The sequence below is a fragment of the Streptococcus sp. oral taxon 058 str. F0407 genome, assembly GCF_000235485.1.
GTDB lineage: Bacteria > Bacillota > Bacilli > Lactobacillales > Streptococcaceae > Streptococcus.
On record NZ_JH378888.1, the window covers coordinates 255669 to 270342 of the forward strand.

Annotated in this window: 13 protein-coding genes and 2 pseudogenes; 9 read left to right on the forward strand and 6 right to left on the reverse strand. The window is 38.1% G+C overall.

Annotation, left to right across the window (positions count from 1 at the left end):
- Positions 1-31 precede the first annotated feature (31 nt).
- The 5 genes from uvrB (at position 32) to HMPREF9184_RS05755 (ending at position 5970) form a co-directional block, all read left to right on the forward strand.
- Positions 32-2020 (forward strand): excinuclease ABC subunit UvrB, encoded by a 1989-nt coding sequence (gene uvrB, locus HMPREF9184_RS05735; RefSeq protein WP_000610433.1) that lies wholly within the window; start codon positions 32-34, stop codon positions 2018-2020.
- An 18-nt stretch (positions 2021-2038) separates the two neighbouring features.
- Positions 2039-3904: a DUF2971 domain-containing protein gene (locus HMPREF9184_RS05740; protein ID WP_000517331.1), complete on the forward strand. Its 1866-nt coding sequence runs from the start codon at positions 2039-2041 to the stop codon at positions 3902-3904.
- 63 nt (positions 3905-3967) lie between these two features.
- Complete coding sequence (locus HMPREF9184_RS05745) at positions 3968-4831, forward strand: hypothetical protein (RefSeq protein ID WP_000758970.1); 864 nt, start codon at positions 3968-3970, stop codon at positions 4829-4831.
- Positions 4832-4936: 105 nt separating this feature from the next.
- Positions 4937-5479 carry a hypothetical protein gene (locus tag HMPREF9184_RS05750; RefSeq protein WP_000798526.1) on the forward strand — a complete coding sequence of 181 codons (543 nt, stop codon included), beginning with the start codon at positions 4937-4939 and terminating at the stop codon, positions 5477-5479.
- A gap of 23 nt (positions 5480-5502) precedes the next feature.
- Entirely contained in the window at positions 5503-5970 is a 468-nt protein-coding gene (locus tag HMPREF9184_RS05755) for an 8-oxo-dGTP diphosphatase (RefSeq protein ID WP_000091546.1), read from the forward strand.
- Here HMPREF9184_RS05755 and HMPREF9184_RS10060 read toward each other — a convergent pair.
- A pseudogene (locus HMPREF9184_RS10060) lies at positions 5967-6080 on the reverse strand (3H domain-containing protein); the annotation flags it as partial. The gene HMPREF9184_RS05755 and the pseudogene HMPREF9184_RS10060 sit on opposite strands and share 4 nt — an antisense overlap.
- 56 nt (positions 6081-6136) lie before the next feature.
- On the opposite strand from HMPREF9184_RS10060, the gene HMPREF9184_RS05760 reads away from it, so the two are divergent.
- Together HMPREF9184_RS05760 and HMPREF9184_RS05765 are read left to right on the forward strand one after the other, a co-directional pair.
- Positions 6137-6904 (forward strand): class I SAM-dependent methyltransferase, encoded by a 768-nt coding sequence (locus HMPREF9184_RS05760; protein ID WP_033585986.1) that lies wholly within the window; start codon positions 6137-6139, stop codon positions 6902-6904.
- A gap of 123 nt (positions 6905-7027) precedes the next feature.
- Positions 7028-7177 (forward strand): annotated as a pseudogene (locus HMPREF9184_RS05765) (8-oxo-dGTP diphosphatase); the annotation flags it as partial.
- Here HMPREF9184_RS05765 and HMPREF9184_RS05770 read toward each other — a convergent pair.
- The 5 genes from HMPREF9184_RS05770 to coaB form a co-directional block, all read right to left on the reverse strand.
- Complete coding sequence (locus HMPREF9184_RS05770) at positions 7174-7689, reverse strand: transcription repressor NadR (protein WP_000159160.1); 516 nt, start codon at positions 7687-7689, stop codon at positions 7174-7176. The pseudogene HMPREF9184_RS05765 and the gene HMPREF9184_RS05770 overlap by 4 nt on opposite strands.
- Before the next feature lie 11 nt (positions 7690-7700).
- Positions 7701-8228, reverse strand: coding sequence for an ECF transporter S component (locus HMPREF9184_RS05775; RefSeq protein ID WP_000354636.1), 528 nt, complete (start codon positions 8226-8228; stop codon positions 7701-7703).
- Positions 8229-8469: 241 nt separating this feature from the next.
- Positions 8470-9033: an ECF transporter S component gene (locus tag HMPREF9184_RS05780; RefSeq protein ID WP_001042713.1), complete on the reverse strand. Its 564-nt coding sequence runs from the start codon at positions 9031-9033 to the stop codon at positions 8470-8472.
- Positions 9017-9568, reverse strand: coding sequence for a phosphopantothenoylcysteine decarboxylase (gene coaC / locus HMPREF9184_RS05785; protein ID WP_001274057.1), 552 nt, complete (start codon positions 9566-9568; stop codon positions 9017-9019). The genes HMPREF9184_RS05780 and coaC overlap by 17 nt, the downstream gene beginning before the upstream one ends.
- Before the next feature lie 11 nt (positions 9569-9579).
- On the reverse strand, positions 9580-10269 hold the full coding sequence (gene coaB / locus HMPREF9184_RS05790) for a phosphopantothenate--cysteine ligase (protein ID WP_000699521.1): 690 nt from the start codon (positions 10267-10269) through the stop codon (positions 9580-9582).
- 228 nt (positions 10270-10497) lie between these two features.
- Between coaB and HMPREF9184_RS05795 the strand changes: the two genes are divergently transcribed.
- On the forward strand, positions 10498-12168 hold the full coding sequence (locus tag HMPREF9184_RS05795) for a formate--tetrahydrofolate ligase (RefSeq protein ID WP_000845243.1): 1671 nt from the start codon (positions 10498-10500) through the stop codon (positions 12166-12168).
- A gap of 184 nt (positions 12169-12352) precedes the next feature.
- Positions 12353-14644, forward strand: a complete 2292-nt coding sequence (gene pcrA / locus HMPREF9184_RS05800) for a DNA helicase PcrA (RefSeq protein ID WP_000992902.1) — start codon at positions 12353-12355, stop codon at positions 14642-14644.
- Positions 14645-14674: the final 30 nt, after the last annotated feature.

The window sequence follows — 14674 nt, forward strand, 5'->3', positions numbered from 1 at the left end:
AATAGGAATAGCACATCGAGAGAGGATTTTTATGATTAATCGTATTACGGACAATCAATTTAAACTAGTATCAAAATACCAACCTTCAGGAGATCAGCCACAAGCTATCGAGCAGTTGGTTGATAATATCGAGGGTGGAGAAAAAGCTCAGATTCTGATGGGTGCTACAGGTACTGGGAAGACTTATACCATGAGTCAGGTCATTTCAAAAGTCAACAAACCAACTCTGGTCATTGCTCATAATAAGACTCTGGCGGGTCAGCTCTATGGAGAATTTAAGGAATTTTTCCCTGAAAATGCTGTTGAGTACTTCGTATCTTACTATGACTATTACCAGCCAGAGGCCTATGTACCTTCTAGTGATACCTACATTGAGAAGGACAGTTCCGTCAATGATGAGATTGACAAGCTCCGCCACTCAGCGACATCAGCCCTTTTAGAGCGTAATGATGTCATTGTCGTGGCCTCAGTCTCTTGTATCTATGGTTTGGGTTCGCCCAAGGAATACGCTGATAGTGTCGTGAGTCTACGTCCAGGTCTTGAAATTTCTCGTGATAAACTCTTGAATGACTTGGTAGATATTCAGTTTGAACGCAATGATATTGATTTCCAACGGGGAAGATTTCGCGTTCGCGGGGATGTGGTGGAGATTTTCCCAGCTTCGCGTGATGAACACGCTTTTCGAGTAGAGTTTTTCGGGGATGAGATTGACCGTATACGTGAAGTAGAGGCTTTGACAGGTCAGGTATTGGGAGAAGTGGATCATTTGGCGATTTTCCCTGCCACTCACTTTGTGACCAATGATGACCACATGGAGGTTGCTATTTCAAAGATTCAGGCAGAGTTGGAGGAGCAGTTAGCTGTCTTTGAAAAGGAAGGCAAACTGCTAGAAGCACAACGCTTGAAACAACGGACAGAGTATGATATCGAAATGCTGCGTGAGATGGGCTATACCAACGGAGTTGAGAACTACTCACGCCACATGGATGGACGGAGCGAAGGGGAGCCTCCTTATACATTGCTTGACTTCTTCCCAGATGATTTCTTAATCATGATTGACGAAAGCCACATGACCATGGGGCAAATCAAGGGAATGTACAATGGGGACCGCTCTCGTAAGGAAATGTTAGTAAATTATGGTTTCCGCCTGCCGTCTGCTTTGGACAATCGACCTCTACGCCGGGAGGAGTTTGAGAGTCACGTTCATCAGATTGTTTACGTTTCAGCAACACCAGGTGACTATGAAAATGAACAGACCGAGACAGTGATTGAGCAAATCATTCGACCGACAGGTCTTTTGGATCCCGAAGTGGAAGTTCGTCCGACTATGGGACAGATTGATGACCTTTTGGGTGAAATTAATGCCCGTGTTGAAAAGAACGAACGAACCTTTATAACAACTTTGACCAAGAAAATGGCTGAAGACTTAACGGACTATTTCAAAGAAATGGGTATCAAGGTCAAGTACATGCACTCAGATATCAAGACCTTGGAACGGACGGAGATTATCCGTGACCTGCGCTTGGGTGTCTTTGACGTCTTGGTCGGGATTAACCTCCTCCGTGAAGGGATTGACGTTCCTGAGGTGAGTCTCGTAGCTATTCTTGATGCTGACAAGGAAGGTTTCCTTCGTAACGAACGTGGCTTAATCCAGACCATTGGACGTGCTGCTCGAAACAGTGAAGGGCATGTGATTATGTATGCGGACACGATGACTCAATCTATGCAACGTGCCATTGATGAAACGGCTCGCCGTCGGAAAATCCAGATGGCTTATAATGAAGAACATGGCATCGTACCTCAGACAATCAAGAAAGAAATCCGTGACCTGATCGCTGTGACCAAGGCAGTTGCCAAGGAAGAGGACAAGGAAGTCGATATCAATAGCCTCAATAAACAAGAACGCAAAGAACTCATCAAGAAACTGGAAAAACAAATGCAAGAAGCCGTCGAAGTACTTGACTTTGAACTTGCTGCCCAGATTCGTGATATGATGTTGGAAGTGAAGGCGTTGGGGTAGGTTTTGAAAGGAGATGAAATGGGAAAGTTAAATTATTTTACAGATGAATTTAGTGTAATTAGATTACGAAATTATTTTGATTCTCTAGATATAAAAGAACTAAGATATGAACTTAAAAAATTTATAAATCAATATTTAAATTTAACTGAAGAACAACAATTTAAATATGCAGAGTATATTCTTGTTATTTGTCGCAGATTTGAAGATCAAATTGACAAAGAAACAGAAAAAAATATATTAGAGCTTCTGGATAGAATATTTTTACAGAATAATTTGAAAACAGATATTTCTCAAAAATATAAATATTTAGAACTTTTGTATTTTTATTTGTTTAGAGTAGATGAGTATGAGGAATATTCTGTACTCTTCAAAGATTATAGTTTCTTTTTAAACATACTTGATTCAATAGTTGAAGGTAAAATAGAAAATTATATGTACTCTTCTATTGTTTCAGCATTAATTTCAGTTTTTTATCGAGTGTTTAGGATGACAAGTTTTCCTAAGAAAGAACTAGAATATTTAGAAAAAAGATTAAAAAAATTTATTAATGTCATATATTTAAAAGTTGAGTTTAAAACTATTGATTATTGGTATTTTGAATTAGATGAGTTGGTTTCTATTTTTAAAATTGAACATCTCGAAACAATCAGTAGCTATTATATCAATAACCCTCAATCTGATTATGTTGGTAAATATTTGGATTTTGTATCAAGGCATTTTGATGACATAATTGAAGATTCAATAGCAGTGATTCGAAAGATAGCAAAAGAAAATAATTCTGATATAATTCGAGATCAAGCAATTAAGTTAATTGAGAAATATGATAAAGATTATTTGAATGAGAAAAGTGATTTAGAATCTATCTCGTCATTAGATCCTAATCAACTTTTGGTACAAGCGGATAAGATTATATACTACATTCGTTCTAAATTGACTGTTGATGCTAAAGATTTAAAAACAATTGGCTCTTTTGGACATTATACTAAGATTGACACTTTAACAAATTTTCTTATAAAAGCTGACTGGAAAGATGACAATAAAAATGAAAATGATTCTAAAGTGAAGCCTCCCTATTTACGACTCACTAATCTAAAACAGTTAAACGATCCAATGGAGGGAAGAGCAATCTACGATTATTTAGGGATAGATAGTACATTTTTCCATAACTATCAAACTTCCAATGTGTTTATATCTTCCTTAACTGTAGTATCGGATAGTTTACCTATGTGGAAGGAGTATGCTGATTCCTCTCAGGGTGCCTTTCTTGAATACGATATGACTTATCTTGAACAGATAGTTGCTCATCAATCCATTGAATTTGTTAAAATTCACTACTTAGATTTGAATTCTGGCGCTAAAGATGAATCAGATGTTGGTAAAGCTCTAGATAATCTAAAACAAATTTTTGAAAAAATGCAAGAGTTTGAAGGTAAAACTCCACTAAGTGACTTGGCGGAAAAATTAAAAAAGATTTCTTATCTTTTTAAAGTAAAAGATTACGAATATGAGATGGAGTATCGTATTCTAATCAACCTAGATGATACTTCTGTAAAAAAACTTATTGCAAAGCATAATAAAAGTTTAGATAAAAATAAGGATTTATTAAAAGGTAAGGATTTATTAAATGAGAATTACTTGAAGAAAGAGGAGATTGGGTTAGAAACTTTTGATAAAGTTAACTATAATGATTTTAGGAAGTATATCGTATTAAGCCCCAAAGATAATGGTAGATATGCTTTATTTGTATACATCAATCTGGCACCTTTGAAATACTCAAAAGTAATCCTAGGTCCAAAGGTTACGGATGCAGACTATATTGCTCCTTATCTCAAACTTGCAAATCCTGATATAGAGATAGAAAGTTCGAAAATTCCTTATCGTTGAGTTTAGAAAAAATTAAAGCTTCAAAGAAATTATAATCTTTTTATTAATAAGGAGAAGCTAGTAATGAAAAAATGGTTACTGATAATTTTCTGTATTATAAATATTGTCCCTTTATTCTTTATTCTACGTTTTGCCTTCCTTATCTTTACAACAACTTATGACATTTTTCCTGAAGCAAATCAAGCGGAAGTAGAGACAGCAGTAAGAAGAACCCTTGATTTGTATGGTTTTAAAGGAGATATGAAGGTTACGAAGTTTTCTAGAGATAAATGGACTTCTGAAAAATACAAAATTGAATACGATTATAGTGAAGAGGTTGATGGAAGTAGAGTAACTGTGAGACATGCCTTGTTTTATCGTCCAAAGTCTTCAAAATACAATCCCCAAAAGACTGATGAAGAACTAGCCTATGATGGGACTACGAAAACCATGTTACAAGAATTTTCAGGCATGGCTCATAAACTACTCAACCAGCATCCTGTCAGTGTTTATAATAAAGAGAAGGTAGAGAGTTTTTTTAAGCAATATGAAAATCCAAATCTAGAATATGTGAATAGTTACTGGAGTGTCGATACTGAATCTGAAAATATCCAAGACTATTATGCTCTCATTGAAAAGAACCGTAAGGAAGGGAAAGCTTTTCAAGGTTTATATGATCTCCCTATTGATGAATTCTTGGAAAAAGAAATGATTAAAGGATACATCATCTATCGCGATATTGTTTTAGAAGAGGGTGAGAAAGATTATTTTGATAGTGAAGGCGGACTGACAGGATTTATTTCAAATGGGATAGATAATGCCGAGTTGCCAGATGCCTTTTATGATGTTTCTTACTACTATGGTGCTAAAGGATATCGTTCGGGCAGTAGTGTCTCTTTAAAGGTTCAAAACCATAAGATGCTTTATTATGGAAGTAATTTTAACTAAAAATTTTATATGCAATGATTTGTGTTAAAATAATAGACGAGATAATTTAAAAGTGATAGATATTAGTCATTAGTTAGTAGTTTGAATTTAAAGGAGAAATAAATAGTGAAAAATTCGAGTACTTTTAACAAGCTTATTTATACTTTCCTATACTCCTTACTAATAGCATTTGTTATTGTTCATGTCATATTATGGTCATTTGGTTTATCATTTACTCCGATTATTTGGAATATTTGGCTCTTTCTTTTAATTTTTACTCTATTTATTCGCTTTTTGAAGTCCTTTGCAATTCTTGATCTTCTATTTGGGATATTTGGACTACAATTTATTCCCATAGCGTGGAATACAGGGCTTTTTGTTCCAATTATCCTCTCTATTTCGCATATTTTTATTTACTTTTTAAAGGGGAAATATCGCTTCCTTGAAGGAGTGCGTGGTGCGATTTGTAGTTTTTATATCTGGTTATTTGTAATTGTTGTTTTCGCCCTTATTCCAAATCCTCCTGTTCCAATCACGATTGATTATGAAGTTAGGGAACAAGAAATTGTCATAACAAAAGGATATTTACTTCATGATGTATACTATTATCATGAGTTGATTAATCCCTTTATCATGAAATCTGATATTAAGTTCGAAAAAGTCATATAACAAATTAGAAAGTGAGTAAATCTATGTCCCGTTCCCAATTAACGATTTTAACAAACATTTGTCTGATTGAAGACCTCGAAACTCAGCGCGTGGTTATGCAGTATCGCTCTCCTGAAGAGAATCGCTGGTCTGGTTATGCCTTTCCTGGAGGTCATGTAGAAAATGGCGAGGCTTTCGCAGAGTCTGTCATACGTGAAATCTATGAAGAAACTGGTCTGACGATTCAGAATCCTCAACTGGTCGGCATTAAAAATTGGCCACTAGATACAGGTGGGCGCTATATTGTCATTTGTTATAAGGCGACTGAGTTCTCTGGTACCCTTCGCTCTTCAGATGAAGGAGAAGTTTCTTGGGTAGAAAAAAACCAGATTCCAAATTTGGATCTGGCCTATGATATGCTACCATTGATGGAAATGATGGAAGCACCTGATAAGTCGGAGTTTTTCTACCTCCACCGTACTGAAGATGGCTGGGAAAAGAGAATCTTCTAGTCTTTTACTAAATAACCAAGTTTATCCAAGGCCTCCTCGATATAGTGGAGGTCTTGTTGTGTTTCAGCTTCAACAAGGTGGTAATGGATGCCGTCTGTCAATTCTGAAATCAGAGATTGTTTTATTTTATGGTATAATCTTAAGATATGAAAGGAAGTACCATAAAATGGATGATAAAGTAATTGAACAATATGCAAAACAAGATAATCTTGATATTAGAGTAAACATACATAAGAAGTATTCAAAAAATAAATTAGGATTTAACAATTGGATATTTTCCAACTACCAAATTACTAATGAAGTAAAGGTTCTAGAATTGGGATGTGGTACAGGAGAACTGTGGAAAAGTAATAGTGATTCTATAGATAAAATGAAACAGTTAGTTGTTACAGATTTTTCTAAAGATATGGTAAAAACAACGAAGTCAGTAATTGGAAATAGAGACAATGTTAACTATGAAATAATTGATATTCAAAAGATTTCTTTTGAGAATGAAACGTTTGATATTGTTATTGCTAATATGCTTCTACATCATGTAAATGAAATTCCTAAAGCGCTCTCTGAGGTGAATAGAGTCTTAAAAACAGGCGGAATTTTTTACTGTGCTACATTTGGTGAAAATGGAGTTGTAGATTATTTGGCAAGTTTATTTAAAGATGAGGTCAATCAAGATTTGGAAAATAAATCATTTACTTTACAAAATGGTAAAAGGTACCTGAGTAGGTATTTTAACTCTGTCGATACATTACTCTATGATGATGAGTTACAGGTAACTAGTACAGATGACCTAGTTAAATACATCCAATCGTTTAAAGGGATTTCAGAAATAGGTTCGCTAGAAGAAAAAGTCATTCGTAAAAGATTGGAAGTACATTTTCATAAGGGTAAGTTAATTATTCCTAAAGAATATGGTATGTTTATTGCTCGAAAGTAAAATTAAGGGAACGAAATTGTGAAAAATTAAGGAGAAGCTTTTTAATATAAAATCAAGCAGATAGTCTTTAGAGCATGCTACAGCTGGTTCTATATAAAAAGCTCTCAACTTTTTGGATTTGAAGAAGTATCTTGGGTGCAAAAAGACCAGATTCTAAATTTGAATCTGGCCTATGATATGTTGCCCTTGATGGAGATGATGGAAGCACCTGACAAGTCGGAATTTTTCTACCGTCATCGTACAGAAGATGGCTGGGAGAAAGAAACCTTTTAGTCTTTCACTAAATAACCAAGCTTATCCAAGGCCTCCTCGATATAGTGGAGGTCTTGTTGTGTTTCAGCTTCAACAAGGTGGTAATGGATGCCGTCTGTCAATTCAGAAAGAGGTCTAAAGTCTGAATTTTCGACTTGTTCTAGAAAATGCTGGACATCTCGACGACAGGTAAGTTTGAGCAGGGTCTCAATTTCTCCATAAACTGGATGGTCAATCAAGGTATTTTGAACACGTCCGCCATTATCTACAATGGCTAGAAGTTCTTGACCGATTTCTTCCATCTCATGTTTGACCTTGAAAAGTTTGTGAACGTAGGGGCTGGCATCATTTTCTTTGTAGATATAACCACGATTGGTGGATAGGATAGGAGCCCCATCTGCTCGGAGAATAGCGATATCCTGTACAATGACTTGGCGCGTAACATGAAAGTGTTCAGCCAAGGTTTGACCATTGAGAGCTTTTGGCGCCTCTTTTAATAGTTTGAGAAGAGCTTGTTTGCGATCCTTTGTCATAGTTTTTCCTTTTAGCGACGTTTTCGAAGCACTTTATAGACAGCTAGTGCTAATGTATAGTCTACCATACTATGGACAATTGTTCCAAAACCAACTAGGACAAAGAGAACATAAAACATATTTTCAACGTTTGTCCCTGAAGTGGCATAGAAGATGATACAAGCTAGTACTTCGGCGATAGCATGAACAACACCTAAAACAAAGTTAAAAATCCAAGATGCCTTTGGTTTATCCAAGGTTTCAGGGAATTTTTTTAAGTAAAATGCTCCCAAAATACCAAAAACGATGTGAGAAAAGGCGCGCAGGACGATAACCATGGGATAGCCTGCCATCAGGAACCCGAGACTAGAAGCAATAATTACAAAAGCAGCCATCAAAGGTGAGAGAAACATAGCAATAAAGATGGCGATATGGCTTCCTAAAGTGTAAGAAGCTGGTGGGATGACGATTTTAAAAGGCATAATGATTGGAATCAAAATCGCGATTGCAGTGAGCAGTGCAGTCATGGTCATAAACTGCGTTTTTTTCCGTATATCCATAAGAACCTCCATTTATCTGTATATACACAAGTATAGTACAATAAATAGTCAGACATGTCAAGAATTTATTTTGATTTTATTGAAAATTTTCAAAAGTATAGGTGGTAGATTCAAAGGATTTTCATATATTTTCAAAATTTTGAACGAATGACTCCTTGGTCATAACCATTTATGAATAGAAGATGAGCCTTTGCTGGTGAAAACTAAAACTCCACCTTCAAGGCTGAAAGTGGAATTATGCTTATTTCTTCAAAGTTTGTAATCGTGGGACAATTGCTACAGTGAGAACTGCAGAGATGACGAGTTCAGCAATTGAGTTGGTTGAAATAACAGTTGCTAGGAGTTTTTGGATATTTCCATCGAAGACATTTCCAAAAAGGAAGAAGATTCCCCCAAGTACAAAGACTGTATTTGTAAGTGAACCGAGAGCTCCGGCAATGATGAGACCCGTTCTGTTTTTCAATAATTTATAAACTAAATAAGGTGTCAGACCAATCAAAATGCGAGGTACAATAGCGATAATCGCTGAATAGATATTCCCGTTTGGTACAAAAGGTGAGAATAGATAACTGGTTGGAAGGATTGTAATCGTGTTAACCGTCAAGCTAAGTAGCCCCATCAAGAAACCAAGTGTAACACCAACTCGTGGACCGTAAATAATACTTGCAATAATGACGGGAATATGCACGATAGTTGGTTTGATTGGAAATGGGAATAGATTAAATAAGAGAGAGCTCAGAAAGTGAATGACTAACATGGTCGCAAAAAAGATAGCAATCGGAGCAATATTAGAGCGTTTGTTCATCGAGGGTTTCCTTTATTCTTTCTAAAATAATATCCAGGTCTGCCAGGGCACCTTTTCCATAATCGCCACAAGCTAGTAGAGATTCCTTTGGAGAGATAATTTGATAACCATAAGTTTCTAAAGTTTTAAGGTTTGTCTGAGTCGCCGGATGGTCATACATTTTTGTGTTCATGGCTGGTGCGACTAACTTTTTGACGTGGTTTGGCAAGGCAAGAGCCGTACTGGTCACCATGTTATCCGCAAAACCGTGAGCAAGCTTGGCAATGGTATTAGCAGTAGCAGGGACGACGATAAAAAGGTCGGTTTCTTTTCCTCTTTCGATATGATTGACTTGATCAGGATAGGGTTCCTGCATGACATCAAGGTGGACTGGATTCTGTGAGAGTACCTGTAGTGTCAAAGGCTGGATAAACTCTGTAGCGACCTGAGTCATTAAGACAGTGACATCATGGCCTTGTTTTTTTAAAGAACTGACTAGGTCAGCTGATTTATAAGAGGCGATGGAGCCTGTCACTGCAATCAAAATGTTTGCCATGGCTTTCCTTTCTATGAATCGTAAGCATGAATTTTCTCAAGGAGGAGGTTTGCAATTTCCTTTTTGGTTTGGGCAGTTTGAAGACGATTTTTCTCAACAAAGATTGCCCGATGCTGATATGCTGAGATTTGAGTCAGGTCATTTGCGATGATTAAGTCAGCTTGATTTTTGACAAGACTCTTCCTAGCAATCTCTATGAGATGATCTTCAGTAACATCAACCAGCAGTTTAAAACCAATCAGATGAATAGCAGGATTCCATTCCTTGACTAGAGAGATAATCTTAGGTGTTTTTTTAAGGAACAAAACCTGAACCTCATCAGTTGAAGAGATCTTAGCTTGATGATTTTGCTTGCTTAAAAATTCTTCCAGATTAGAACTCGCCTTAACTTCATCTAGTCCAGTCATATAAATAGGAGTGTAGTCAGAAACTGCCATCGAATGAATCAGGACCTGATAATTTTGAACACGCTCTTTCATCTCTAAAAGAAGTTCATTCGTATTTTTGATTTCTAGAATGGTTAAGTGGGGATGAGGTTCTGGCTTAAGAGCTCTGTTAGTAGTAATCAAACAAACTTCGTGTCCCGCAGCAAGTAGGGTTTCTGTGATAATTTTCCCCAAGCGACCTGTAGAATGGTTCGTGATAGAGCGGACACTATCGATAGCTTCACTCGTACCGCCAGACGTAACTAAAATTTTCATAGGACTATTGTACACAAAAATAAACGTTAAGTAAAATGAAAGCGATAAATTTTTTCTAAAACGAAGGAATACTATAGTCTAAAACTATAAAAGCATATAAAATTTTAAAAAGCGCCATTATAACCCATAAAATATTGATATTTACGAACGTTTTAAGAGTTTAAGGGTGTTAAAAATCTTGTTTTGTGTTATAATGAATTATCACATTAGAAGTTAGAGGAGTTTGCTATGAAAACAGATATTGAAATCGCACAGAGTATTGAGTTAAAGCCAATCGTGGATGTTGTGGAGAAACTTGGTATTTCTTACGATGACTTGGAGCTATACGGAAAGTATAAGGCTAAGCTCAGCTTTGATAAAATTCGTGCAGTTGAGAACAATCCAGTTGGCAAATTGATCTTGGTTACTGCCATCAATCCAACACCTGCAGGTGAAGGGAAGTCAACCATTACCATTGGTCTTGCAGATGCCTTAAACAAAATCGGCAAGAAAACCATGATTGCCATTCGTGAACCGTCTCTTGGTCCAGTAATGGGGATCAAGGGTGGTGCCGCTGGTGGTGGTTATGCGCAGATTCTGCCAATGGAAGACATCAACCTCCACTTTACTGGAGATATGCATGCTATTACAACTGCTAACAATGCTCTTTCAGCCTTGATTGACAACCACTTGCACCAAGGAAATGAGCTGGGAATTGACCAACGTCGAATCCTCTGGAAACGTGTTGTTGACTTAAACGACAGAGCTCTTCGTCATGTGACCGTTGGACTTGGTGGCCCTCTAAATGGTATTCCACGTGAGGACGGTTTTGACATTACAGTTGCTTCTGAAATCATGGCGATTCTTTGCTTGGCAACTGATATTGAAGATTTAAAACGTCGTTTGGCTAATATTGTTATTGGTTATCGTTTTGACCGCACTCCTGTTTCTGTAGGTGATTTGCAGGTTGAAGGTGCTTTGGCTCTAATCTTGAAGGATGCTATTAAACCGAACTTGGTTCAGACAATTTATGGTACGCCTGCCTTTGTACACGGTGGTCCATTTGCCAATATCGCTCATGGATGTAACTCTGTCTTGGCAACAAGCACAGCCCTTCGCTTAGCTGATTATACTGTTACTGAAGCTGGTTTTGGTGCAGACCTTGGCGCTGAGAAATTCCTTGATATCAAGACACCAAACTTGCCAACTTCTCCAGATGCGGTAGTCATCGTTGCAACCCTTCGTGCCCTTAAGATGAATGGTGGCGTTGCTAAAGATGCTTTGACAGAAGAAAACGTAGAAGCAGTTCGTGCAGGTTTTGCTAACTTGAAACGCCATGTTGAAAACATCCGTAAGTTCGGTATTCCTGCAGTTGTCGCGATTAACGAATTTGTCTCTGATACAGAAGCTGAAATCGCAGCCTTGAAGGAACTATGTGCCTCAATTGATGTGCCAGTTGAGTTGGCTAGTGTCTGGGCTAATGGTGCAGAAGGTGGTGTAGCTCTTGCTGAAACGGTTGTTCAGACTATTTCTGAAAACCCAGCCAACTACACACGTCTTTATGACAATGATCTTTCTGTCCAAGAAAAGATTGAAAAGATTGTCACTGAAATCTATCGTGGTAGCAAAGTGAACTTTGAGAAGAAAGCCCAAACGCAAATCGCCCAAATCGTTCAGAATGGTTGGGACAAATTGCCAATCTGTATGGCTAAAACTCAATACAGTTTCTCAGACAATCCAAATGCACTTGGAGCCCCAGAAAACTTTGAAATTACCATTCGTGAATTGGTACCAAAATTGGGGGCGGGCTTCATCGTTGCCTTAACTGGTGATGTCATGACCATGCCAGGACTTCCAAAACGACCTGCCGCTCTCAATATGGATGTTGAAAGTGACGGAACTGTTCTAGGATTGTTCTAGTATATTAAAATTGATTTTAAATGAGTTTGGAAATGCTTTCCAAGCTCATTTTCTTATCTAGATATAAGGAGTTGTCTTCAGCTGATGAGAGAGTTTTCTTCCACACGCAACCAGTCTAGGTAAAGATATTTTCCCCGATTTCTGATATAATAGAAACATTGACTTCAAGAGTAAGGAAGAGAAAATGAACGCATTATTGAATGGAATGAATGACCGTCAGGCTGAGGCGGTGCAAACGACAGAAGGTCCCTTGTTGATCATGGCAGGGGCTGGTTCTGGAAAGACCCGTGTTTTAACTCACAGAATCGCCTACTTGATTGATGAAAAGATGGTCAATCCTTGGAATATCTTGGCCATTACCTTTACAAACAAGGCGGCGCGTGAGATGAAAGAGCGTGCTTATGGTCTCAATCCAGCTACTCAGGACTGTCTGATTGCGACTTTTCACTCCATGTGTGTTCGTATTTTGCGTCGTGATGCGGATCATATTGGCTACAATCGTAATTTCACTATTGTAGATCCAGGAGAACAGCGAACTCTTATGAAGCGCATTCTCAAGCAATTAAATTTGGATCCGAAAAAATGGAATGAACGAACCATTTTGGGGACTATTTCCAATGCTAAGAATGACCTGATTGATGATGTGGCTTATGCTGCCCAGGCTGGTGATATGTATACACAAATCGTTTCCAAGTGTTATACAGCCTATCAGAAAGAGCTTCGTCAGTCTGAGTCCGTTGACTTTGACGACTTAATCATGTTGACTCTGCGTCTTTTCGATCAAAATCCTGATGTTTTGACTTACTACCAGCAAAAATTCCAATACATCCACGTTGATGAGTACCAAGATACCAACCATGCCCAGTACCAACTGGTCAAACTCTTAGCTTCCCGTTTTAAAAATATCTGTGTGGTTGGGGATGCAGACCAGTCTATCTACGGTTGGCGTGGTGCGGATATGCAGAATATATTGGATTTTGAGAAAGACTATCCCCAAGCCAAGGTTGTTTTGTTGGAGGAAAATTACCGTTCAACTAAAACTATTCTGCAAGCCGCCAATGATGTTATTAAAAATAATAAAAACCGCCGTCCTAAGAACCTCTGGACCCAGAATGAAGATGGTCACGAAATTGTCTATTATCGTGCTAATGACGAACAAGATGAGGCTGTTTTTGTTGCCAAAACCATTGATGAACTCGGTCGCAGCCAAAACTTCCTTCACAAAGACTTTGCAGTTCTTTATCGGACTAATGCGCAATCCCGTACTATTGAGGAGGCTCTCCTCAAGTCCAATATTCCTTATACTATGGTTGGAGGAACCAAGTTCTACAGCCGTAAGGAAATCCGTGACATTATCGCTTATCTTAACCTCATTGCCAATTTGAGTGATAATATCAGTTTTGAGCGCATTATTAACGAGCCTAAACGCGGAATTGGCCCAGGAACCGTTGAGAAAATCCGCGACTTTGCTAATCTGCAAGACATGTCCATGCTGGATGCTTCCGCCAATATCATGTTATCTGGTATCAAAGGAAAAGCAGCCCAATCTATCTGGGATTTTGCAAATATGATTCTGGATTTGCGGGAGCAACTGGACCAATTAACCATTACAGAATTGGTTGAGTCAGTATTGGAAAAAACAGGTTATGTCGATATTCTGAATGCCCAAGCAACCTTGGAAAGCAAGGCTCGGGTTGAGAATATCGAAGAGTTTCTATCTGTTACTAAGAATTTTGATGACAATCCTGATGGTCAAGAAGAAGAAACTGGTTTGGACAAACTCAGTCGTTTCTTGAATGACTTGGCTTTGATTGCAGACACAGATTCAGGTAGTCAGGAAACATCTGAGGTGACCTTAATGACTCTGCATGCTGCCAAAGGTCTCGAGTTTCCGGTTGTCTTTATCATCGGGATGGAGGAAAATGTCTTTCCACTTAGCCGTGCGGCTGAAGATCCAGATGAGCTAGAAGAAGAACGTCGTCTGGCCTATGTGGGTATTACGCGTGCGGAGAAAATCCTCTATCTGACCAATGCCAACTCACGCTTGCTTTTCGGTCGTACAAACTATAATCGCCCAACCCGTTTTATCAATGAAATCAGTTCGGACTTGCTTGAGTATCAAGGCTTGGCTCGACCAGTCAATACTAGCTTCAAAGCGTCTTATAGTAGCGGTGGTGTCTCCTTTGGTCAATGCATGAGTCTAGCTCAGGCTTTTCAAGAGCGGAAACGGAAGGCTGCGCCAAGCTCTATCCAGTCAAGTGCTCTCCCGTTTGGTCAATTTGCAGCTGGTGCAAAATCAGCGTCTATCGAGACAAATTGGTCCATTGGCGATATTGCCCTCCACAAGAAATGGGGAGAGGGAACAGTCCTTGAGGTCTCGGGTAGTGGCGATACTCAGGAACTGAAAATCAATTTCCCAGAAGTAGGTTTGAAAAAACTCTTAGCTAGTGTAGCCCCAATTGAGAAAAAAATCTAATTTTCCATCCTTCTCACGAATAATATAGTG